The following is a 22546-nucleotide window of genomic DNA, read 5'->3' on the forward strand; positions in this document are numbered from 1 at the left end:
AAACTTATTTATAACTTTAAAATCATCTAAATGAAAGGAAATTAAGAAAGATGGTGTTAATTTACCCATGAGTTTTGTGTAATAAGAAACATCATTTTATGATACTATGCAATTGATGTTTTTATTAAACTACAATAAATAAGTAAAAAAAGTCACACCACAAATCAAGGTATTGAGAGAGTACATTTCCTTATTTGTAATAAATAATTAGCATGAAAGTTAGCACTTTTATATCCAAAATCAAAGCTGCTTTGCAATATTGTTTTTATTATATTAGGCAGCTTTCTTTTTTGATAATTGTCCTCAGCCTATGTCTAATATTATCTAGTTGTCAAAATCTGGTAAAGAAAAATGCTGGAGTAGTTCATATAAACCTATGGCAAGGAATTAATCCTCCTGTTAATCGTGATGTATTTCAAAAATTAGTAGATAAATTTAACCAGACTCATGATGATATTCAAGTAGACTCTATTTTTGCAGGTGCATTAGAACAACAACTGCCGAAAGTATTAACAGCAGTTGTAGGCAATGTACCACCTGATATATTGTCATTCTACCCGCAAATTACTGGGCAATTGGTAGAATTAGGGGCAATTCAACCTTTAGAAGATTGGCTAAATAAATCACCTATCAAGTCAGAAGTTACATCCAACTTACTTGAGGAATTACAATTGGACGGTCACTTATGGTCAGTCCCATTGTACACTGCTAATTTGGGCATTTTTTACCGACCTGATTTATTTAAAGCAGCAGGAATTACAACAACTCCTAAGACTTGGGAAGAATTACGGCAAGTTGCCAAAAAACTCACTATAGACCGTAATGGCGACAATCGACCGGAACAATATGGAATTTTACTACCTTTAGGAAAGGGAGAATGGACAGTTTTTAGTTGGTTTCCCTTTTTATTGAGCAATGGGGGAGAGGTAGTCAAAAATAACCAACCCAATCTGATCGACTCGGGAGCGATCGCGGCCTTAAAATTTTGGGAAAACTTGTTAAAAGATGGTTCGGCAACGCTTTCTCCTCCAGAACGAGGTTATGAGGAGGATAGTTTTATTGCTGGTCGAGTAGCGATGCAAATCACAGGGCCTTGGACTTATATAGCTAAATCTAATGTTGATTATGATGTCTTTCCCATACCTGTGAGTGTGCAACCTGCTACAGTCACAGCTACAGGAAATCTATTTGTTATGAAGACTACACCCGAACGAGAAAAAGCCGCCATGAAATTTTTGGAATATGTTCTGAGTGAAGAATTCCAAACAGAGTGGAGTATTGGGACAGGTTTTTTGCCGGTGAATATTAAATCTGCTCAAAGTAAAGCTTATCAGCAATATCTCAGCCAAAAACCTTGGTTAAAAGTTTTTATGGAGCAAATACCTGTGGCCAATGCTCGACCAACTATTGCTGGTTATAGTCGTTTATCTGATAGTCTTGGTAGAGCGATTGAGTCTACATTAATGGGTAGATCTACTGCTGAAAAAGCTTTAAAAATGGCGCAAGAGCGTTTAGATCTAATTTGGGATAGCAATAAAAATTAGATCATTTGGCATTTGTCCAGAGCCAAGAGTCAAAAGTATTTTAGATTGCGTTCCTGCACTCGTAACGCTCTGCGATTTTGAATTTTAAATGTTTGTCCGTCTTGTCCTCCTGATATTCGGCTTTTTCTAGTCAGCATTTCACTGTGACAAACCCAGCCTATCTAAAATAAAGGCATATTCAAAAGCTAGTTCGCGCAAGCTTTCATAACGTCCAGATGCACCACTATGTCCTGCACCCATATTTGTTTTTAAGAGGAGAATATTATTATCTGTTTTGAGTTCTCTAAGTTTGGCTGTCCACTTAGCTGGCTCCCAATATTTGACGCGAGAATCATTTAAGCCAGCAGTAATTAGCATATCTGGGTAATCTTTTGCCTCGACGTTATCGTAGGGCGAGTAAGATTTCATGTACTCGTAATAAACTGGATCGTTGGGATCACCCCATTCTTCCCATTCCATTGCTGAGAGAGGCAATGAAGTATCCAATATCGTAGTTACTACGTCTACAAAGGGAACATGGGCTACTACTACTTTAAACAGATCCGGACGCAGATTAATGACTGCTCCCATCAATAAGCCGCCTGCACTACCGCCTGTAATTACTAAGCGATCGCTCGCTGTCCACTTTTCATCTATTAAATATTCAGCACAGGCAATAAAATCTGTAAAGGTATTCTTTTTCTGCAAAAATTTGCCATCTTCATACCATTTTCGCCCCATTTCTTCCCCACCACGAATATGAGCAATGGCAAACACTACTCCTCTATCTAGCAATGTCAGGCGATTTGATGAAAATGTGGCTGGGTAAGAAGCACCATAAGCGCCGTATCCTGTAAGCAACAAGGGATTGTGACCATTTTTTTGTATTCCCTGTTTGTACACAATCGATATAGGAATCTGTGTACCATCTTCAGCGGTAGCCATCAGCCACTCGCTTTGATACTGTGTTCTGTCGTAGCCACCAAGCACTTCTGTTTCTTTTTTTAACTCGCGTTCGTGTGTTTCCATTTTGTAATCGAAAACTGATGGCGGAGTAATAAAAGAGGTGTAATGGAAACGCAGGATGGTAGTATTAAACTCTGGGTTATTGCCTTCATAAAATTCATAGGTAGGCTCTGGAAAATTAATATTACTTTCCTCACCTGTCGAGAGGTGTTTTACTCTGGCAGTTTCTAAACCACCTTTTCTTTCATAAATTACTAAATGATTGGCAAAAAGACTAATTCCTGATAGCAACACATCTTCTTGATGAGGAATTATAGTCTGCCAATTTTCTTTACTTGGGGAAGCTACCAAGGTTTTGACCAGTTTAAAGTTGGTCGCCCGATCGTTGGTAACAATGTAGAAGTAATCGCTGTGATGATCGACATCGTACTCCATACCTGTAGTACGTGGATGAATTAATTTCCAATTGCCTTCAGGATAATTTGCATCTATATAGTGAACTTCTGTTGTAATGCTGCTTTTTAAAAGCATCAGAAGATATTGTTCACTGCGGGTTTTATCAACATATAAATGGTAAATTTCATCCAGTTCTTCATAAATTAAAATATCACGATCAACAGAAGTACCTAAAGTATGGCGAAATAGCTGGTAAGGACGATTAGTATCATCAATTTTGGTATAAAATATTGTTTTGTTATCGTTAGCCCAAGCCAGAGAGAAATAGGTATCAGGGATAGTTTCGGTGGATAGTTCAAATGTGGTTAAGTCTAGGAAAAAAAGCGTGTATTGCTCGGAACCACTAGTATCAACTGAGTAAGCTAAGATTTGATGATTGGGGCTAATAGCAAACACACCCAAGCTGAAAAATTCGTGTCCCTTTGCTAGTTCATTTTCATCTAAAAGAACTTCTTCTGGTGCTTCTAAGCTACCTTTTTTGCGGCAATAAATAGGATAATCTTTGCCTTCTTCAGTACGTACATAATAGTAGTATTCGTCTTTACGGTATGGCACCGATAAGTCGGTTTCTTTAATCCGTGCCAGCATTTCATTATAGAGTTTTGTTTGCAGCGCTTGGGTGTGTGCCATCATCGCTGCTGTATACGTATTTTCCGCTTCTAAATAGGCACTAACTTGGGGGTTTTCAATATCGCGTAGCCAAAAGTAGTTGTCGATGCGGCGATCGCCTTGCAACTCCAAAACCTGTGGCTGTTTCTCGGCAACTGGTGGTTTAGTTATATTGTGTAAAAGATTATCCTTATGCATCATCAATAACAAGTAGCAGTTAGCTACCTAGTAATCTTAGGATGGGCCAGGAATTACAGTTTTGTGGTGTTGTTTTCTCTTTAAAGTACACAAGCCAATTGCTGGGATAAATCCCAGAATAAATGCTGTAAATCCTTGCCCATTCCAATACAATATCGAAGTCCGGTTGGCTTCGGGAATAAAATTTTGCAACAGAGAAAGCAGCCAAATTAAAGTACTGATGAAGAAGAAGCAAATTGCCGGTACAAAATTCCACCACCAAGCATTGGCTGTATATCGCCGCAATACCAGCCATTGGCAAAGTCCGAGCCAAATTCCCGAAATAATGTATGAAATAGTAGACAAGCATCCTAAGATCACCATTGCCTCAGAAGATAAAGTTTCGTTAAAGGATGCGGCAATGGACGAAATATAGTTAATCCAGGCTGTAGAAACGCTGTTGGCAATTAGCCAACCGATGCTAGTAGCTAGCAACCACCACCAACCAGGAATATACGGGCGGAGAACCAACGCTTGATCGGCAGCGAAAATTAAGGCAAAGACTACGCTGCTGAAGTAGGTAGCAAAGCTATTCCACATTTGGGGATTTGGAAAAAAAGCGGGTGAGAGGTTATCTAGAAGATTTTCCAAAGCTATACTGACAAGGCCACCCACAACCCATCCCAGACAGGTCATGAAGGTAAATTTGATCAGGAAACTTTTGGTTTGAGAACGCGGGATCAAAAACTTTCTGAATTTGGAAGCGTTCTGAGTCGATGCAACGTCAGAGGAAGTATTGGAATCAGCTTGCATATGAAGTTAAGTTAAGCAGAGACGTGAGTGAGACCAGACTCCTGAAAAAGCGTAATCTCAGAATGATAAGCTAAACAGTGGCATAAAAAAGTGACTTAGGATGAAGTGTTAAATGGGTGTTTCCTCAACAGCTCCTAGACTCCTGAGAGCAGCTCGTGGTGAAGTAGTAGACCGTCCCCCCGTATGGATGATGCGACAAGCGGGAAGGTATATGAAGGCATATCGAGATTTAAGGGAGAAGTATCCTTCTTTCCGCGATCGCTCAGAAATTCCCGAAGTAGCGATTGAGGTTTCCTTACAGCCTTGGAGAGCCTTTCAACCAGATGGGGTGATTTTATTTTCCGACATTGTAACGCCATTGCCTGGTTTAGGCATTGACATGGACATTGCGGAAGGTAAAGGGCCAATTATTCACTCGCCCATTCGCACTCAAGAACAAGTTGATAACCTGCGTCCCTTCGATCCCGAAGCATCCCTGCCATTTATCAAAACCATATTGCAGGCGTTGCGTCAAGAGGTAGGGAATCAATCAACGGTGTTAGGCTTTGTCGGTGCGCCGTGGACATTGGCTGCTTATGCAGTAGAAGGAAAAGGTTCTAAAACCTACTCCATCATCAAGAATATGGCGTTTTCTGACCCGACAATTCTGCATCAATTTTTAGGGAAATTAGCAGATGCGATCGCCGTTTACGCACGCTACCAAATTGACTGTGGTGCTCAAGTTGTGCAAATGTTCGACTCTTGGGCAGGTCAATTGAGTCCTCAAGATTATGACACCTTTGCTTTGCCATATCAGCAACGGGTTTTTGAGCAAGTCAAGCAAACCCATCCTGACACACCCTTAATTTTGCTAGTTAGCGGTAGTGCAGGTGTGTTGGAGAGAATGGCACAATCTGGTGCAGATGTTGTGACTGTAGACTGGGCAGTAGACATGGCAGAAGCACGCGCAAGATTGGGTAAGCACGTGAAAGTTCAGGGAAATCTCGACCCAGGCGTACTATTTGGTTCCAAACAGTTTATCCGCGATCGCATCCTCGATACTGTTCGCAAAGCTGGCAATTGGGGTCATATTCTCAATCTCGGTCATGGTGTGCTACCAGAAACTCCAGAAGAAAATGTCGCTTTCTTCTTTGAAACTGCAAAGCAGCTTAATGTACTGGTTTAATCAGTTGTCAATCTGTTTCGCTGTTTTCCTTTTTGTGTCTTTGTGTCTTTGTGTTTAGAGAATAATTTTTTTAACCACAAAGGCATAAAAGCACGAAGCAAAAAATATTAATTTTTCCTAAATGATTTAGCATTACTATAGCTGATTGTGTATTACTCATAGAGCTACACCGGGAACTAAAAATTCATTACAAGCAACTAATAAACAAAACTCAAAACTCTCTATGAGCCAGAAACGGATTTTAGTGACTGGTGCAAGTGGCTGTATAGGTCACTACCTCAGTGAAGCCTTAATTCAGGAAACAGACCACGAACTGTATCTACTAGTTAGGAACCCAAGTAAACTGCAAGTTGATATCCAGGCGCGTCCGGGTATAACCGTGTTGCAAGGTGATATGCAACAAATTGGCCAGTTTGCTGAATTGCTATCCACAATTGATATTGCGGTGCTAACAGCAACAGCTTGGGGTGGTGAGGAAACCTTTAATATTAATGTAAATAAGACTCTAGAATTGCTGAAGCTGCTAGATCCAGACAGATGCGAACAAGTAATATATTTTTCTACTGCTAGCGTTTTGGATCGCCACAATCAACCACTTAAAGAAGCTGGAGAAATTGGTACAGATTACGTCAGTTCTAAATATGAGTGCTTGCACCAAATCTCAAAATTGGCGATCGCACCGAAAATTACCACAGTTTTTCCCACTTTAGTTTTAGGTGGTGATGCCAAAAAACCCTATTCTCATTTAACATCTGGAATTCCCGAAGTCACAAAATATATTAATATAATTCGGTTTTTGCAAGCAGATGGCAGTTTCCACTTTATCCACGGACGAGACATTGCGACCACAGTCCGATATTTAATTGAACATCCCCCGACTGGACGGGAACCTCGCAAGTTTGTTTTAGGTCAAGAGAAATTGACTGTTAACGATGCCGTAGAAGAAGTCTGCGCCTATCTGGGTAAAAAGATTTACTTTCGCATTCCATTATCTATAACATTAGCCAACTTGATTATTGCTGTGTTCCGAATTCAGATGGCTGCTTGGGATAGATTCTGCATGAACTATCGACAGTTTACTTACGAAAACGCTATCAATCCTGCCAGTTTTGGGTTACCAAATTACTGTGCAACTATGACTGATGTTTTGAAAATTAGCGGCGTGAAAAGTGGCGTTGTCAAGACCCGTTAAGGGAATGAATAAGAGTGAATTATTGGAGCATGTGGCAAAGCTCGGTTATTAATTGTTGTTTATACTATGAGAGAGGAGACCATTAGAATTAAGGAAAGTTGATGTTACAAACTATTCAAGGAATTTATAAGAACGGCAAAATTGAACTTGCTGAAAAACCACAGGGTATTACTGAAAGCCCAGTCTTTGTTACTTTCTTAGAAATAAAAGCTACAACTTGGCCAGAAATAATCATGGAATATCAAGGTGTAGCCGAAAGTATCAACTTTGAATCCTATCGAGATGAGCTTCTACCACCTAAAGAAGTAGAATTTTAATGATGGGTTATCTACTCGATACTTGCGTAATTAGCGATTTTGTCAAGGGAGAAGAAAACACCTTAAAGAAATTAAAAGTTATCTCTCCTACTGAGGTTTTTATTTCATCTTTAACGGTTATGGAAGTCAAATATGGATTAGCAATCAATCCAGAAAGAGCCGTTAAAATTCAACCGTTGATTGAAGCATTTTTAAAAGCAATTATAGTTTTACCTTTTGGTTCAACCGAAGCAGATCAAGCAGCCCAAATCAGAAGCATACTGAAAATAGCAGGTTCTCCTATAGGTGCTTATGATGTACTTATTGCCGCAACAGCAGTAACCCATAATCACATTGTTGTTACATCTAACGTTAGAGAATTTCAACGGGTACCCAGTTTGCAAATCGAAAATTGGCGTTCTCCTCTCTAAAGTTATTACCCCCTATAGTATTAGCGTCGCTTACCGCAGGTATTGCTTTTATTCAGAATAAGAAAAAATTTTAGTAAACCGCTGAAGCTGCTTAGATAAAAAGTCAATGACTCTTAATTTTCGTTAAAGTGAGATAACAATCAAAGTGTGAGGATTGATACTGTATGCGAGTCCTACTGGTGTATCCAATATTTCCAAAAACCTTTTGGTCATACGAAAAAATTTTGGCGTTAGTCGATCGCAAGGTTTTGTTACCACCTTTGGGTTTAGTGACAGTGGCGGCAATTTTGCCTCAAGAATGGGAATATAAACTGGTCGATCGCAACATTCGTCCAGTCACCGAGGAAGAATGGGCTTGGGCTGATGTAGTCATTTTCTCCGCCATGATTGTCCAGAAACAGGACTTACTAGACCAAATCCAAGAAGCCAAGCGGCGTGGGAAGTTAGTCGCTGTGGGCGGTCCCTACCCCACCTCTACACCTCATGATGTGCAAAACGTGGGCGCAGATTTCCTGATTCTTGATGAAGGGGAAATCACCTTACCCATGTTCGTTGAGGCGATTCAACGGGGTGATACATCTGGTACTTTCCGCACGAGTGAAAAACCAGATGTCACAAGTACACCAGTACCCCGCTTTGATTTATTAGAATTTGATGCCTACGACATGATGTCCGTGCAGTTTTCGCGGGGTTGTCCTTTCCAATGCGAATTCTGTGACATTATTGTTCTCTACGGTCGTAAACCGCGTACCAAAACCCCAGCCCAATTGTTGGCAGAATTAGATTACCTCTATAAGTTGGGTTGGCGGCGGGGTGTGTTCATGGTCGATGACAACTTTATTGGCAACAAACGCAATGTGAAATTGTTGCTGAAAGAGTTAAAAGTTTGGATGCAAGAACATCAATATCCCTTTAGGTTTGATACCGAAGCTTCAATTGATTTAGCACAAGATCCAGAGTTGATGGAGTTGATGGTTGAATCTGGTTTTGCGGCGGTATTTTTGGGGATTGAAACACCAGATGAAGATAGCTTGCAAATGACCAAAAAGTTCCAAAATACTCGCAGTTCTCTGACTGAGGCTGTAGAAAGCATCATCAGGGCTGGATTGCGCCCAATGGCTGGGTTTATTATCGGGTTTGATGGGGAAAAAGCAGGTGCAGGCGATCGCATTGTCCGATTTGCGGAACAAGCTGCAATTCCTTCTACTACCTTCGCTATGTTGCAAGCGCTACCCAACACAGCCTTATGGCATCGCCTGAAAAAAGAAGGCAGATTGCGGGAAAACAAAGACGGCAACATCAACCAAACAACCTTGATGAACTTTGTTGCTACCCGTCCTCTGGAAGATATTGCCAGAGAATATATCGAAGCATTTTGTGCTTTATACGATCCAGTGAAGTATTTGGATCGCACCTACCGCTGCTTTTTAATGATGGGTGCGCCAACGTGGAAAGCGCCATTTAAATGGCCAGAGTTGATAGTAATTAAAGCGCTGTTGATTGTCATCTGGCGACAAGGCATCAAACGCGAAACCCGCTGGAAATTCTGGCATCACTTATTTAGCATCATCAAACATAACCCAGGAGTTGCCGAGCATTATCTTTCTGCTTGTGCCCACAATGAGCATTTTCTGGAATATCGCCAAATTGTGCGCGATCAAATTGAAAGTCAGCTAGCCGAATATCTCGCCCAAGGTGCAGAAAAACCTTATGTGCTACCTGTGAAGGAAAAGGCAGAGGCGGTCGTTTGTTAAGCGGTTAACAAAAAATAAATTTCCTAATAGGGGCACAGCATTGCTGTGCCCTTTGCAATTGAAGTAAATGGAATACCCGCTTGCAAAAGGCACCAAAAAATCTACCGTTGTGCTTCACCAATTAGCGTAAATGCAGCCCAATCTCTAGGAGAAGGGTACTGTTTCATGGTGGACAGCATTGCCTGCCGCAGTGCTTGGGCTTTGTCTGGGTTGTGCTGTAGATGTTGATAAAATTCCTTCATCAACCCAGCAGTGGGAGCATCCGGTACTGACCAGAGAGATACAATCACGCTAGGTACACCTGCCGATATTAAGCTGCGAGACAGCCCGATAACTCCATCTCCAGTAATTTCACCTCTGCCAGTATCACAGGCACTCAGGACAGCTAATTCAGCATTTAGCTTCAAATTGAGGATTTCTTTGGCAGTAAGCCAGCCTGAGTCTTTGCCAGAGGGTGCAAGCGCGATCGCACTTTCCAAACCCTGTAGGCTATCAAATATTCCATGCGTTGCGAAGTGAATGAATTGTGCTTTGGGCAGTAACTTGAGAATGGCTTCTTTTGTGGCAACTTTTCCTAAAATCGCTTGAGTACCAAACAACTTAGCAACCTCTTTAGCTTCTTCCTCAGCACCAGGAAGGCTATCTAATTGCTGGGGTGGCGTTCCATTAAAAGGCATGATGGGATTGCCGATAACTACAGCATTTCTCGGAACACCCACCACTAGGGGCTTTTGAGCGCTAGAGCCAGGTTTAAAGCCAAGGTGTCGTTTTTGATGAGTTAAAGCTAAAACCTGAATTGACGGGGCTGTAAAAATTGTATGTTTTTCAATCAGATATTTACCTTCTTGATCTTGTAAAGCTGCAAAAGGCACCAAAAACAGCGAGTTGTGAGGAATGATTACCACATGGGCGTTAGGATCGGTAGGTAGCAGGTCAGCAATTGGTTGGATGAGCAGTTGATATGTTTGCTTTAAGGTGCCGCGATTTCTCCCTGTAGTAACAGCAACCCGTAATTTTTCTACCATGTCTGCTATGTTAGTGCCCAAAGAATGCAAACTGCTGCGACGAAATGCTAGTTTACCTGAGGGCTGAATTACCCAGATGAAGAGTTCATTACCTGTAATTGAATATTCAACTAGCGTGGCATTTTGAGTTTTGGCTATTTGTTTAATCTGCTCGATATTAGGGGTAAGAATGGCAACTTGTTCTGTGGATGAAGAAAAGCGTCTCGCTAGTAACTCTACAAACGCTCTAGCGCGTCCTCGCTCGGAAATTTCCAGCGCTTGCTCGGTTTTATCTTGTTGAACAAGAACTTGCTGCAAAATAATATAAGGCTCAAGCTGTGTTTCAAAAAGCGAGCGATAATCTGCATCTTGCAATCCTGTTCGTAAAGACTCAAGCAAATTAATGCCTGAAAATAGTTGTTTTTCAGCTTCAACAGTTTTACCAGCCGAGTGTAAAGCGTATCCAAGTTGAATCAGTTTTTCTGCTTTACTACGAGGAGAATCAGACTGTTGAGAGATAGCGATCGCTTGTTCCAAATACTCAATACCTTTGGCATAATCTCCTAATTGGGTATAGAGTATACCAAGATTTCTAGCTAAACCTGCATTTGGACTCTGCCCTTTTGCTTTTAATGAAACAAGTACCTCTTGAAATAATTTTTGGGCTTCAGAAAGATTGCCAGATACAGTATGCATTACTGCTAAATCCTGAGTTACTTGCATCTCGCCATTGTGATCTTTTGCTTCACGGGCGCGTGTTAATGCTCGTTGTAAATATTGCTTACCTTTTTCGACATTATCCAGCTTAAAATATGAAAATCCCAGACTTTGTAAAGCAGTAAATTCAGCAGAATAGTTGTTGATTTTACGGGCAGTTAACAACATTTTATTTAAATATTCTATGGCTTGATTTGGGTTTACTGCCATATAAATATTGCTAAGCAAAGCCAATGGTATAAATTGTTCTGATAAATCCTGGGATTTCCTTGCTTCCGCCAAGGCTTGTTGAGCATAGTCATGCATCTTTTGGTAGTTACCCAGTTGTCCGTAAGAATTAGCAATGAGAGTTAGAGCAGAAACTGCATTAGGCTTTGCAAAATCATTACGAGGAATTTCAATTGTTACAGAACCATCGTCAGAATCTGTAGATCTAGCAAGCTCACCCATTGGTTGAGCATATTCCTTCACGCAGTTTTCCGAATCTCTATGAATAATTTCTAAACTTTTTTCTGCCTGGTCAATCGCTTGAGCATAACTACCCAAATAGAAATGTAGATTAGCAAAACGTTCACGTGCTGCCAATTCATCAGCACAATTCTTCTTTCTGACTCCTAACTCTACACTTTGACGAATAGAATCGATTGCTTTATCTTTTTGACTTAGCTTTAGGTATGTTTCAGATATTTTAAATAGAGCTTGATAATCCAAATCTTCCTTGGATACATAATTAAATCCGGGATTTGAAAAGGCAAGTGGTTCTTTAACCTTTTCTTGCGCGGCGGAAAGCTGTTGTTGGTAAAATTGAATAGCCGAATTATAGTCTCCTAACTTAAAATAACTATCGCCAATATTCTCAAATGCTTCAGCAGCTAAGTTTGGGTTGCCTAGTCTAGATTTCAGCTTTTGTGCTAGGAACAGTTGTTGTTGAGCATACTTAATTGCTTCTGGGTAATTCTTGAGGTTCGTATAAGCATTAAAAGTAAGCCTTAAAGCGTTGATTTCATCACTACAACTTCGCAACTGTCTTGCCATCTCTACCATCCGTTTCGCAGAATCAACCTCTTTGGGAGAGTTTCCAGAATTTCTGTAAACATTCCATAAATTTAATCGATTTGAAAATTCTCCCAGATAATTTTTATCGTTTTTATAAAAACCTATCAACTTTTCAGAAGTTTCTAATATGATGGGATAATTGTTATCTTCAAAGCTTTTTATTAATTCTAAACTAAACTCTATAGGCAAATAATTATTGAAATAACTCATATCCTTCGTGAATATTTTTAAAATAATTGCATTTAACCAGGTCATAGAAATTGAATCATATTCTACTTTAAGTAAATCTTGATTGTTTAAGAAATTTTGTATTATATTCGGATAGCTAGAATCATTAGTATCAATTGCACGTCTAATTGTCTCTGATACAGAGAAACTTGATAATGTCAAATCACTCCTTAAAATATGTTCTGACCCACTAGAAAAAGAAAATTGTTTAGCTACTGGTAAAATCTGTCGAACGGCTCGAAATGCTTCTTCCTGCTTGTCTAAAATAAGATTAGTTCTGTATTGCCTTATGTATCGTTTTGAATTAGTTAGTAGTTTTGGGTGAATGTAGTCTTCGTATTCACAGCTACCGGAAATGGGTTGATTTTTTGTCCAATCTCGAAGACTCTCTCTACGCGAACTAGCTTGTTGTTGAGCGATCGCTAACGCCTGCCGATAAAACTCTACAGCTTTGGGATAAGGAGGTTTTTCCAGATTACGATAAACGTCTCCGAGTTCATGTAAGGTATCCTCTTCACCATCGCGATCGCCTATTTGTCGGTAAATAACCAAAGCTTTTTCTAAAGCTTCTTTAGACTTGAGTTTATCTTCACCGACTACCTTCCTTCCTTCTTCTAGGAAGCGATCTGCCTCATCTTTAAGAGGTGAAGGCGATTGGGTTTGTGCCAGCAGGGGGACAGGCTCAGTTGCGATCGCGCTCATCCCAACCAATGACTCTGTGTTCCGAGTCGTTGCCATAACTGACTTTGACATCAATAACCCACTCATCAATAGCGCCAAACTCTTCCCTGCAACCCTAGCGATTAAGTACCAGCTAACCCCATACCATTCGCTGGAAGTCTTCATAAATTAATAAATGTATAATTTGTACATACAAATTTAGCTTAAAATCCAGCAAGCTAGGCACTCTTGAGCATTGTAGGAACACTCTAAGGCTTTTCTCAAATTTTGAACTCCTTTTATTAGGAGGCTTTTGAAGCTGCTGGAGATAAAGAAATTCCTGACGGTATTGATTGAAAATTGCGACGGATATGTAAGTATATATGCTGAAATTAGTAGTGTAAATATTTTTTTCACGCGGAGACGCAGAGGCGCGGAGAGGAAGGGAAGATTGAGGAATTTTGCGATTTATTGTGACTGATTGGTTGTAAGATGTGCGATCGCATTTATCGCTGGGAATCCTAGAGAGAGTTAAATCATCAGGGTAATTCTCCCATGCCATATCAAAATATTACCGCCTCCCTTACGCCAGAAGATATCCAAGAAATCAAAGCAGCGTTGCAAACAATTCAAAAAAAGCTGCCGTTTCTGGTTACTCTAAGTGTGGAAGAACGACGTAAGTTATTTAAAATGGGCGATAAAAGCTTGGCTTTTGTCAATAATAGTCTGACTGCGGCTCAGTCTAACCGCGATATTCTCCCAGCGAGTTTTGATGTAGAGGAGTTTATGCGAGATTATCAATTAGCTGCAACACTCACAGAATTGTTAACCGGACTGCGCCAAGTCACAGAACAAGTTGATGATACTTTATTGGCGGTCGGTAGTGAAGCAATGAGCAGCAGTTTGACGGTTTATGATTATGTGAAGACTGCGGCTAAAAAGACTCCAGGTTTGAAAACTATTGCTGAACAGTTGGGTGAACGCTTTAAAGCAATGAAAAATAAACCTGTTAAGGTTGCTTCTGGTTCTTAGGCTGGATGTTGATTTGTTGATTGGACATCTCCAACAATCAATGTAGAGACGTTATATGTAACGTCTCTACGCGTATTCCACGAATATGTAAACTGCTGTAAATATAGATTTTTCGTAGGGGTTTAGCAATGCTAAACCCTTAGCCGTGTATTTGTATCATTATTAAACTGAAATGCTATGAGTCTGGTTTCAATACGGTTCAGTTAAGGAAAATTATCGTAGTAGGGGCACGGCATCATTAATATTATCAGCTTGTAGAAAAAATTTTGGGTGCCGTGCCCCTACCATGTATACTTTGCTGTGTCTATTTTCTCATTCACGAGTATCAAACACTCGTTAGCGAGTATTAAAGACTCATCGCCGAGTATCAAAGACTCGTCAGAGAGTATCAAAGACTCGTCAGCGAGTATCAAAGACTCGTCAGCGAGTATCAAAGACTCGTCAGCGAGTATCAAAGACTCGTCAGCGAGTATTAAAGACTCGTCAGCGAGTATCAAAGACTCATCGCCGAGTATTAAAGACTCATCCGCGAGTATCAAAAACTCGTCGCCGAGTATTAAAGACTCATCCGCGAGTATCAAAGACTCATCGCCGAGTATCAAAAACTCCGTTCAGTTTAACCTTCTGCCTTCATCATTCCTCACCCCAAGTTCGCAACTGCAAATACACAAACACTAGGGTTACCGCTAATAATACTGTCGCGGCTGCGGCTGCATAACCAAAATCAAATTGACCAAAGGCTTCTTGGTAAATGTAATAAACCAGCAAGTTTGTGGAATTTAACGGCCCACCACCTGTAATTACATAAACTTGCTCAAAACTCCGCAAGGTAAAAATCGCAGTGGTGACAATCGCAAATATTAAAGTCGGTTGCAATCCAGGGAGGGTGATATGCCAAAATTGTTGCCAACCATTTGCACCATCGAGTTCCGCAGCTTCGTAACGACTGGGGGGAATTGCTTGCAATCCTGCTAAAAATACCACCATATTAAAGCCGAGTTGTTTCCAAATACTTAATAAAATTAGTACTGGCATAGCCCAAAATGTGTCTCCTAACCAAGGAATAGAAGGAATGCCAAATATATTTAAAAATGCGTTTAACGGGCCAGTGGTTTGAAATAGCCAGCGAAATCCCAACCCCGCGGCTACTAGGGAAATAATTGAAGGTAGAAAGTAGGCACTGCGGATGATGCCTCGCCAAGCCAAAGAACGATTTAATAGTACTGCCAACCCTAAGGGAATAACTAAACTGGGAATGACAGTGGCAACGGTAAAATAAACGGTGTTACCTATAACTTGCCAAAAATCGGAATTGAATAACAACCGCCAGTAATTTTTTAAACCTACTAGGTAAGTGCCTTTTGAGGTAAAACTACCAGCAGTGAAACTGAGATAAAACAAATAGGCGATCGGCCAAATGATAAACAGACCCAGTAAAATCAAGGCTGGTGTCAGAAAAATCCAGGCGGCAACTGTATCATTATCCAGCAGTTGCATGTCAGAAGAACGGGATGGTTTCATCGCTATTTTGGCTATCAAATGCGGTAGAGTGTGATTCTACGCAGAGGTACTGCTAAGATCCTTTCATTCTATTGGCTCAAAACAAATGCCTAAAATTTTCCCCTTCTTTGGCAAATTTCTCATCGCCAGCACCATGCTGACCTCTAGCGTACTTATAGCATTATCAATGACGCTCGACACAGATGTGCTGGCTCAACCAACAAAAGCACCAATCCCAACTCCGCCAACAAATCAGCCGACAAAAGCACCAATCACAACGCCATCGTCCACAAATCAGCCAACAAAAGCACCAATCCCAACACCGCCAACAAATCAACCTACAAGCCCAATTGGTCAGAAACTATTAGGGCAATGGCAAAGTAAAGACTCTTCATCGAATCCCTCACTCACGTTTATTTTCTCGCCGGATGGTAAATTATATATTCTCTCGCCCAATTCGCAAAAGCCGATGGCTGTGGAATTTAAGTACAGCATTAACCCAACACCACAACCAATGCATTTGGATATCACAGTTTCCGCTGAGCAAAAACAAGCACTGACAATTTTTGAATTTACTCCTGATGGTCAGCTACGACTGCAATTAGATAATACCGACCCAGGACAACCCAGACCTACAGCTTTCTCTCCCACAGCAACTCTATTCACAAAAGTTTCTGAGAACACGAAATTACCGGAGAATGTCAAAATTATCGACCTGCGCTTATGAGTAATAATTCCATTACGGATACTGCTACTAGTAGTTTGATTTCTCCCAACATTTCTAGTAACCAATTGGCATCTACCACTCCTTTAAAATTAGGGATTCTCGCGTCTGGGAATGGCAGTAATTTTGAGGCTGTTGCCCAAGCCATTGAACAGGGGGAACTAAACGCCCAAATTCAGGTTTTAATTTACAACAACCCGGAAGCTAAGGCTGCTATCAGGGCTGCAAACAGGGGTGTAGAAGCGGTATTGCTGAATCACCGCAATTACAAAAGCCGGGAAAAGTTTGATGGGCAACTTGTACAAACTTTACAGCAGTACAATGTGGAATGGGTGATTTTGGCAGGCTGGATGCGGCTATTAACGCCAGTATTAATTGATGCCTTTGCTGACAGAATTATTAATGTCCATCCCAGCTTGTTGCCCAGTTTTAAAGGTATTCATGCAGTGGAACAAGCTTTAGCCTCTGGTGTAAAAATCGCTGGCTGTACGGTGCATCTAGTTTGTTTGGAAGTAGACAGCGGCCCAATATTAATGCAAGCAGCAGTACCAGTCCTTCCAGATGACACAGCCCAAACCCTCCATGCGCGGATTCAAATTCAGGAACATCGAATTTTGCCCCAGGCGATCGCACTAGCAGCACAAAGGCGATCGCAGGTTAAACTTGTACCATCATGAAGGCGATCGTGCGATGCTCCTAGCTGCAACCTTACAAACAGGGTGCTCTCCAAACATCTTTAATCCCAAATCCCCACTAGTCCCTAGCCTGCTTTACACCCGTCGCAACTTCCACAAATAGCTAGAAATCAAATTCGTCATAATATGAGCAATTATCGGCACTAATAAGTTGCCAGTCAACAAAGCGCTGTACCCAAATATTAGCCCGACAATGGTTGCCCACAGCACGTAAGGCCATTGTTCGGAACCACTCAGGTGCAATACGCCAAAGCAAAGACTAGATACAATTACAGCTACATGATCTGCTCCTAAGGCTGGTAACATTACACCCCGGAATAATAATTCTTCACTTAATCCTGGTAGCAAACCTAGCCAAATGATGTCTGGCAAAACTAAAGGCTTGAGCACTAAATCTAAGTAATAATCTGCACTTTTACGGTAGGGAGGGCAAAAGCGATAAGTTAAGCCACTCAAAGCTGTGATGATTAACCCTAACCCTATCCCCGAAAGCAAATCTCTTTCGTTCCAGCGCCAAGAAAATATCGGAAAGTTACCAAAGCGCAGCCACAGCTTGGCAACTATCCACAAAATAATTGCAGTTGCTCCCATCGCCCCCAGTACTTGGACGCGTGTTAGGTATGGAATTTCTGGCTCTTGTTTTTGTTGTTCAACCACGGGAATTTAGGAGGTAAGGGAGAGGATTTAATTCAAAATCCAAAATTGGATTTTTGGTTTTTAATTTTTATTTTTGTAATTTATTGAATTGCAGCAAAGCGACTAAAGTAATGGCTTTAAAGATCTGATTTGCGGACGGAGGGCAGATGGATCAACACCAGCTTTATGTGCTGCTAATACACCGACTGCTTCTAAATATGAGTTTACCTGTATGGACTTGATCCCTAAGAGTTGGGGAGGAACTTGGATTTGAGTTTTATTTTCTTCAACAGTGATAATTTGGCATCGCTTCTGATTTAAGCTCAGAATTGCACTACTACCACAAGTAGTTGCTGGTATTATGGCAGCATCAATTTGATCTGCCCAAATATCCTCTGATAGATATTTGCTTGTTCTTTTCTCTATGATAAATTGTGGTGCGCGGCTTAAGCCGACAAGCACGCACGGTAAAAAGGTATAGCCTAATTCTTCGGCGGCGGAACGGGGAGATAAATCAGGATCTGGGGGTGCTGAGGCCAAGGCTGGAGAATGGGCACAAGGAATTTGAAAAGTACGTACTATTAAATGGCTGATCACAGCTTCCGCACCCGCCAAAGGATCGACACCTTTGCCAAGGCGATAGTTTTCTACTGCTTCCTCATCCATATCATCAGGGAAACGAGCAACAACTGCGATCGCTTCTGCCCCCGCTTGTTGAATTAATACCTCAGCCGCCCTTAATAAACTATCTGGGTTACCAATTGTCCCCCAACTAACTCCCGATGGCGAAGTTCGTAATTCTATATTTAATGGCGTATCTGTAATTACATAATCTGTCAGGCTTAAGCCGAGAGTTGCTCTGGCTGCATCCGCCGCCTGTAAGTGTCGTAGCCGCAATTCCGGCTCTATACCCTGGTCTAAAAGCAAACCTATTTTGTTACTATGTACAGGGCGCAATCCCCAGTAGCCTGCGGCAAATTTATCAAGTCCATAACCTTCAACATAGAAAGTGTTTGGCAGATTCCAATACAAACTTGCACCATTGAGGACATTGGGGTGAGTAATCAGGCGATCGCATACCTGTGCTATAACTCTTGCTACTGGTAAGGCATCCCCCGCATAACCCCCAATTGCTGCTCCAACGCCAGTAGGTACAATTAAAATAGCAGTATAGGGACGATTCATTGCAAGTGCTGAGTGAGAAGAAGGAAGAAGAGTTTCAAATTAATTAATGAAGTATCAAGTTTTGATTCCTAAGTTACCAGACAGTTGCTTTACTCTTCTAGCACTTCCCACTCTCAGGACTCAGGACTCAGGACTCAGGACTTGTTGTAGTGACAACAGCTTCAACAGTAGCCTTTTGCTGTTCTGCATCTACAGAGGTAATTGCCCAACGTAAAGGTTCACCCTGTTTTTTCAACTCTGCTTCGATTGCTTTCTCTAATTCTGTAGGAGTTGCTTGCAGGTCAATTTCTGCGGTAATAAAATGGGTTGTCATTGTAGTCAATCCTGTTTGTGTGTTCTCTAGAATAGCTGAATGTTAGCTAGGATGAAATACTTATGTTATTTATCAGATATGGCAATCTCAGTTATCAATTAGCAGTTACTAATTATCTAACGTTCAACCCGTAATAACTGTTAACTGATAACTGTTAACTGATTACTGGTCTTTGCCAAATTGCAACTGATAAAGTGTATCTTCTTTTTCCGTTTCAATTTTTAAATCAGAAAGAGGTTTGGCTACACAAAGCAACACATAGCCTTGTTTTTGTAATTCTGGACTAACGCCCATGCCATCAGTTTGATCGACAGATCCGGAGATAATTTTACCCGCGCAAGTTGTGCAAACACCTGCATGACAAGAACTAGGTAATTCTAAACCAGCTTGATCGGCAACTGCTAAGATAGTTTCATTTTCAGGGACTTGTAAAGTGTGACTCTTGCCTTGATGCTGAAGTTCAACGTTGTAAGTTTTGGGCATATACAATCATGAGTGTAACTTAACTAACAAAGGAAATATTTTATCTGATGAATAGACACACAACCAAGTCGATAAATACTAATTCAGGAATTATTTTCAAATAGATTTATTGGCAAAAGTAGCTATACAGTGATAATTATAAGTCCTGGCCAGACCAAAAACTTCAAGTAGGGAGACTCATTGTCTGTGGATACTGCCGATAAAGACTTGTGAGATTGAATTCTCCCGCAATATAGGAAGTGATTATAAACACTAAAACCATGTTTGGCTGAATATTTGGAGTGTAATAATGTTGGAATCATATCGTCAACACGTTGTAGAAAGAGCCGAATTAGGAATTCCCCCCTTACCGCTAGATGCAAAGCAAACATCAGAATTGTGCGAATTACTGAAGAATCCGCCCAAGGGTGAAGAAGATACATTATTGCACTTATTGCGCGATCGCGTTCCCCCTGGTGTTGATAGCGCCGCGTATGTGAAAGCTGGGTTTCTAACTGCGATCGCTAAAGGTGAAACTAAAAGCCCCTTAATTTCGCGTATCCAGGCAGTAGAATTACTAGGAACGATGGTAGGTGGCTACAATGTGCAATCTTTAATTGAATTGCTGCAATTTCCCACCACATCTGTTTCCGACTCTTCCGAAACACCCCTAGTTATGGGGGGACAAGGAAAGGAACCAATCGCCGCTTACGCCGCCAACGCTTTAAGCAAAATCCTGTTGGTGTATGATGCTTTTCATGATGTTTTGGAATTATCCAAAACCAATCCCTACGCCAAGCAAGTGATTAACTCTTGGGCGGAAGCTGAGTGGTTTACCGTTCGTCCCCAACTACCCAAAGAAATCACCGTTACAGTTTTCAAAGTTCCTGGTGAAACGAATACCGACGACTTATCCCCTGCACAAAGTGCTACCACCCGCCCGGATATTCCTTTACATGCTTTAGTGATGCTAGAGTCACGGCAACCGGGAAGCTTAAAAACCATTGCCGAGTTAAAGAAAAAAGGGTATCCCGTCGCCTACGTCGGGGATGTCGTTGGTACAGGTTCTTCTCGTAAATCTGCCATCAACTCAGTATTGTGGCACATGGGCAATGATATTCCCTTTGTTCCCAACAAGCGAGCTGGGGGATATATTTTAGGTAGTGCGATCGCGCCTATCTTCTTTAATACAGCTGAAGATGCCGGTGCTTTGCCAATTCAGTGTGATGTCACCCAACTAGAAACAGGTATGGTAATTACCATCCATCCCTACAAAGGCGAAATCACTAACGAAGCCGGCGAAGTTATTTCTGCCTTCACCCTCAAACCCGACACCATTCTCGATGAAGTCCGTGCAGGTGGACGCATCCCTCTGTTAATTGGGCGTACCCTCACCGACAAAACCCGCCAAGCACTAGGTTTAGAACCCAGCACCTTATTTATCCGTCCCCAAGCACCTGAAGATACAGGTAAAGGCTACACCCTAGCACAGAAAATGGTAGGGAAAGCTTGCGGTTTACCCGGTGTCCGTCCCGGTACATCTTGCGAACCCATCATGACTACCGTTGGTTCCCAAGATACCACAGGCCCCATGACCCGCGACGAGTTAAAAGAACTCGCCTGTCTCGGTTTCAGTGCTGATTTAGTAATGCAGAGTTTCTGCCACACCGCAGCTTATCCCAAACCAGTTGATATTAAAACTCACCACGATCTCCCCGACTTTTTTGCCCAACGTGGCGGCGTTGCCCTACGTCCTGGTGATGGTATCATCCACTCGTGGCTAAACCGGATGCTACTACCTGACACCGTAGGAACTGGCGGCGACTCTCACACGCGCTTTCCTTTAGGTATTTCCTTCCCCGCAGGTTCTGGGTTAGTAGCCTTTGCCGCAGCTTTGGGTGTCATGCCTTTGGATATGCCAGAGTCAGTTTTGGTAAGATTCAAAGGAGAATTACAACCAGGCATTACCCTCAGAGATATTGTTAACGCCATTCCCTACGTAGCCATTCAAAAAGGATTGTTAACAGTAGAGAAAGAGAACAAGAAAAACGTCTTCTCTGGGCGGATTTTAGAAATGGAAGGCTTGCCCGATTTAAAAGTTGAACAAGCCTTTGAACTTACAGATGCATCAGCAGAACGTTCCTGTGCAGGTTGCACAATTAAACTGAGTACAGAAACAATTGCTGAATATCTGCGTTCTAATATCGCATTGTTAAAAAACATGATAGCCAGAGGCTACCATGATGAGCGTACTATTCTCCGCCGCATCGCCCAAATGGAAGAATGGTTAGCCAATCCCGTATTACTTGAAGCTGATGCAGATGCAGAGTATGCAGAAATAATTGAAATTGATTTGAACGAAATCAAAGAACCAATTGTTGCTGCTCCCAATGACCCCGATAATGTGAAATTATTATCGGAAGTTGCTAATGATCCAGTACAAGAAGTATTCGTTGGTTCTTGTATGACAAATATCGGTCATTATCGGGCAACAGCGAAAGTTTTGGAAGGCGCAGGTGAGGTAAAAACACGCCTGTGGATAGCACCCCCAACCCGCATGGATGAATACCAACTTAAAGAAGAAGGTGTATATAGCGTTTTTGGCGCTGCGGGTGCTAGGACAGAAATGCCAGGATGCAGTTTATGCATGGGTAATCAGGCGCGAGTTGCTGATGGCACAACTGTATTTTCTACCTCTACCCGTAACTTTAACAATCGCATGGGTAAAGGTGCAAGAGTGTATTTAGGTTCCGCAGAATTAGCCGCAGTTTGTGCCTTGTTAGGACGCATTCCCACAGTAAAGGAATATCTTGATATTGTGGCGAAGAAGATTAATCCTTTTGCCGATAATTTATATCGCTATTTGAACTTCGATCAAATCGCCGGTTTTGAGGATGAAGGGCGTGTGATTACTAAGGAGCAGCAGGCTTTGTTGGTATAGTGTAATTAAGG

At 41.5% G+C, this 22546-nt stretch carries 19 protein-coding genes; 10 read left to right on the forward strand and 9 right to left on the reverse strand.

Annotation, left to right across the window (positions count from 1 at the left end; translation table 11 throughout):
• Positions 1-212: 212 nt before the first annotated feature.
• Positions 213-1544, forward strand: a complete 1332-nt coding sequence (locus BV372_RS13725; protein ID WP_086687059.1) for an ABC transporter substrate-binding protein — start codon at positions 213-215, stop codon at positions 1542-1544.
• A 138-nt stretch (positions 1545-1682) separates the two neighbouring features.
• Here the strand turns inward: BV372_RS13725 and BV372_RS13730 are convergent, their stop codons facing one another.
• Positions 1683-3752, reverse strand: coding sequence for a S9 family peptidase (locus BV372_RS13730; protein ID WP_086687088.1), 2070 nt, complete (start codon positions 3750-3752; stop codon positions 1683-1685).
• A gap of 36 nt (positions 3753-3788) precedes the next feature.
• Entirely contained in the window at positions 3789-4544 is a 756-nt protein-coding gene (locus tag BV372_RS13735) for a hypothetical protein (protein ID WP_086687060.1), read from the reverse strand.
• A gap of 112 nt (positions 4545-4656) precedes the next feature.
• On the opposite strand from BV372_RS13735, the gene hemE reads away from it, so the two are divergent.
• The 5 genes from hemE (at position 4657) to BV372_RS13760 (ending at position 9382) form a co-directional block, all read left to right on the forward strand.
• Complete coding sequence (gene hemE / locus BV372_RS13740; protein WP_086687061.1) at positions 4657-5709, forward strand: uroporphyrinogen decarboxylase; 1053 nt, start codon at positions 4657-4659, stop codon at positions 5707-5709.
• A 223-nt stretch (positions 5710-5932) separates the two neighbouring features.
• A complete protein-coding gene (locus tag BV372_RS13745; protein ID WP_086687062.1) occupies positions 5933-6901 on the forward strand; it encodes an NAD(P)-dependent oxidoreductase in 969 nt (322 codons plus the stop codon).
• A gap of 101 nt (positions 6902-7002) precedes the next feature.
• Positions 7003-7218, forward strand: a complete 216-nt coding sequence (locus BV372_RS13750; RefSeq protein WP_086687063.1) for a hypothetical protein — start codon at positions 7003-7005, stop codon at positions 7216-7218.
• 2 nt (positions 7219-7220) lie between these two features.
• Positions 7221-7628 (forward strand): type II toxin-antitoxin system VapC family toxin, encoded by a 408-nt coding sequence (locus BV372_RS13755; RefSeq protein ID WP_086687089.1) that lies wholly within the window; start codon positions 7221-7223, stop codon positions 7626-7628.
• A 164-nt stretch (positions 7629-7792) separates the two neighbouring features.
• Positions 7793-9382 carry a B12-binding domain-containing radical SAM protein gene (locus tag BV372_RS13760; protein ID WP_086687064.1) on the forward strand — a complete coding sequence of 530 codons (1590 nt, stop codon included), beginning with the start codon at positions 7793-7795 and terminating at the stop codon, positions 9380-9382.
• Positions 9383-9483: 101 nt separating this feature from the next.
• On the opposite strand, the gene BV372_RS13765 is transcribed toward BV372_RS13760, so the two are convergent.
• Entirely contained in the window at positions 9484-13140 is a 3657-nt protein-coding gene (locus BV372_RS13765; RefSeq protein ID WP_218776720.1) for a CHAT domain-containing protein, read from the reverse strand.
• A 462-nt stretch (positions 13141-13602) separates the two neighbouring features.
• Between BV372_RS13765 and BV372_RS13770 the strand changes: the two genes are divergently transcribed.
• Positions 13603-14079: a hypothetical protein gene (locus BV372_RS13770; RefSeq protein ID WP_086687066.1), complete on the forward strand. Its 477-nt coding sequence runs from the start codon at positions 13603-13605 to the stop codon at positions 14077-14079.
• Between the two features lie 281 nt (positions 14080-14360).
• On the opposite strand, the gene BV372_RS13775 is transcribed toward BV372_RS13770, so the two are convergent.
• Together BV372_RS13775 and BV372_RS13780 are read right to left on the reverse strand one after the other, a co-directional pair.
• The gene (locus tag BV372_RS13775) at positions 14361-14681 is read right to left on the reverse strand and encodes a hypothetical protein (RefSeq protein ID WP_086687067.1); all 321 of its coding nucleotides are present in this window, start codon (positions 14679-14681) and stop codon (positions 14361-14363) included.
• Positions 14682-14712: 31 nt separating this feature from the next.
• The gene (locus BV372_RS13780; protein ID WP_086687068.1) at positions 14713-15600 is read right to left on the reverse strand and encodes a carbohydrate ABC transporter permease; all 888 of its coding nucleotides are present in this window, start codon (positions 15598-15600) and stop codon (positions 14713-14715) included.
• 85 nt (positions 15601-15685) lie between these two features.
• On the opposite strand from BV372_RS13780, the gene BV372_RS13785 reads away from it, so the two are divergent.
• The gene (locus BV372_RS13785) at positions 15686-16306 is read left to right on the forward strand and encodes a hypothetical protein (protein ID WP_086687069.1); all 621 of its coding nucleotides are present in this window, start codon (positions 15686-15688) and stop codon (positions 16304-16306) included.
• Positions 16303-16980: a phosphoribosylglycinamide formyltransferase gene (gene purN, locus BV372_RS13790; RefSeq protein WP_086687070.1), complete on the forward strand. Its 678-nt coding sequence runs from the start codon at positions 16303-16305 to the stop codon at positions 16978-16980. Before BV372_RS13785 ends, purN begins: the two co-directional genes overlap by 4 nt.
• A gap of 93 nt (positions 16981-17073) precedes the next feature.
• Here purN and BV372_RS13795 read toward each other — a convergent pair whose 3' ends face one another.
• The 4 genes from BV372_RS13795 to BV372_RS13810 form a co-directional block, all read right to left on the reverse strand.
• On the reverse strand, positions 17074-17655 hold the full coding sequence (locus BV372_RS13795) for a CPBP family intramembrane glutamic endopeptidase (RefSeq protein ID WP_086687071.1): 582 nt from the start codon (positions 17653-17655) through the stop codon (positions 17074-17076).
• Between the two features lie 102 nt (positions 17656-17757).
• Positions 17758-18819 carry a DUF3326 domain-containing protein gene (locus BV372_RS13800; protein ID WP_086687072.1) on the reverse strand — a complete coding sequence of 354 codons (1062 nt, stop codon included), beginning with the start codon at positions 18817-18819 and terminating at the stop codon, positions 17758-17760.
• A 127-nt stretch (positions 18820-18946) separates the two neighbouring features.
• Entirely contained in the window at positions 18947-19132 is a 186-nt protein-coding gene (locus BV372_RS13805) for a hypothetical protein (protein WP_086687073.1), read from the reverse strand.
• A gap of 162 nt (positions 19133-19294) precedes the next feature.
• Positions 19295-19615 (reverse strand): 2Fe-2S iron-sulfur cluster-binding protein, encoded by a 321-nt coding sequence (locus BV372_RS13810; protein WP_086687074.1) that lies wholly within the window; start codon positions 19613-19615, stop codon positions 19295-19297.
• Positions 19616-19904: 289 nt separating this feature from the next.
• Here BV372_RS13810 and acnB point away from each other — a divergent pair, with 289 nt between their 5' ends.
• The gene (acnB, locus tag BV372_RS13815; RefSeq protein WP_086687075.1) at positions 19905-22535 is read left to right on the forward strand and encodes a bifunctional aconitate hydratase 2/2-methylisocitrate dehydratase; all 2631 of its coding nucleotides are present in this window, start codon (positions 19905-19907) and stop codon (positions 22533-22535) included.
• Positions 22536-22546: the final 11 nt, after the last annotated feature.

It is taken from the genome of Nostoc sp. T09 (genome assembly GCF_002154695.1).
GTDB lineage: Bacteria > Cyanobacteriota > Cyanobacteriia > Cyanobacteriales > Nostocaceae > Aulosira.

Bases quoted from the DNA above. Each gene is read 5' to 3' on its own strand.
- BV372_RS13725 (WP_086687059.1), top strand. From the start codon at position 213: ATGAAAGTTAGCACTTTTATATCCAAAATCAAAGCTGCTTTGCAATAT.
- BV372_RS13730 (WP_086687088.1), bottom strand. From the start codon at position 3,752: ATGCATAAGGATAATCTTTTACACAATATAACTAAACCACCAGTTGCC.
- BV372_RS13735 (WP_086687060.1), bottom strand. From the start codon at position 4,544: ATGCAAGCTGATTCCAATACTTCCTCTGACGTTGCATCGACTCAGAAC.
- hemE (WP_086687061.1), top strand. From the start codon at position 4,657: ATGGGTGTTTCCTCAACAGCTCCTAGACTCCTGAGAGCAGCTCGTGGT.
- BV372_RS13745 (WP_086687062.1), top strand. From the start codon at position 5,933: ATGAGCCAGAAACGGATTTTAGTGACTGGTGCAAGTGGCTGTATAGGT.
- BV372_RS13750 (WP_086687063.1), top strand. From the start codon at position 7,003: ATGTTACAAACTATTCAAGGAATTTATAAGAACGGCAAAATTGAACTT.
- BV372_RS13755 (WP_086687089.1), top strand. From the start codon at position 7,221: ATGGGTTATCTACTCGATACTTGCGTAATTAGCGATTTTGTCAAGGGA.
- BV372_RS13760 (WP_086687064.1), top strand. From the start codon at position 7,793: ATGCGAGTCCTACTGGTGTATCCAATATTTCCAAAAACCTTTTGGTCA.
- BV372_RS13765 (WP_218776720.1), bottom strand. From the start codon at position 13,140: ATGTCAAAGTCAGTTATGGCAACGACTCGGAACACAGAGTCATTGGTT.
- BV372_RS13770 (WP_086687066.1), top strand. From the start codon at position 13,603: ATGCCATATCAAAATATTACCGCCTCCCTTACGCCAGAAGATATCCAA.
- BV372_RS13780 (WP_086687068.1), bottom strand. From the start codon at position 15,600: ATGAAACCATCCCGTTCTTCTGACATGCAACTGCTGGATAATGATACA.
- BV372_RS13785 (WP_086687069.1), top strand. From the start codon at position 15,686: ATGCCTAAAATTTTCCCCTTCTTTGGCAAATTTCTCATCGCCAGCACC.
- purN (WP_086687070.1), top strand. From the start codon at position 16,303: ATGAGTAATAATTCCATTACGGATACTGCTACTAGTAGTTTGATTTCT.
- BV372_RS13800 (WP_086687072.1), bottom strand. From the start codon at position 18,819: ATGAATCGTCCCTATACTGCTATTTTAATTGTACCTACTGGCGTTGGA.
- BV372_RS13805 (WP_086687073.1), bottom strand. From the start codon at position 19,132: ATGACAACCCATTTTATTACCGCAGAAATTGACCTGCAAGCAACTCCT.
- BV372_RS13810 (WP_086687074.1), bottom strand. From the start codon at position 19,615: ATGCCCAAAACTTACAACGTTGAACTTCAGCATCAAGGCAAGAGTCAC.
- acnB (WP_086687075.1), top strand. From the start codon at position 19,905: ATGTTGGAATCATATCGTCAACACGTTGTAGAAAGAGCCGAATTAGGA.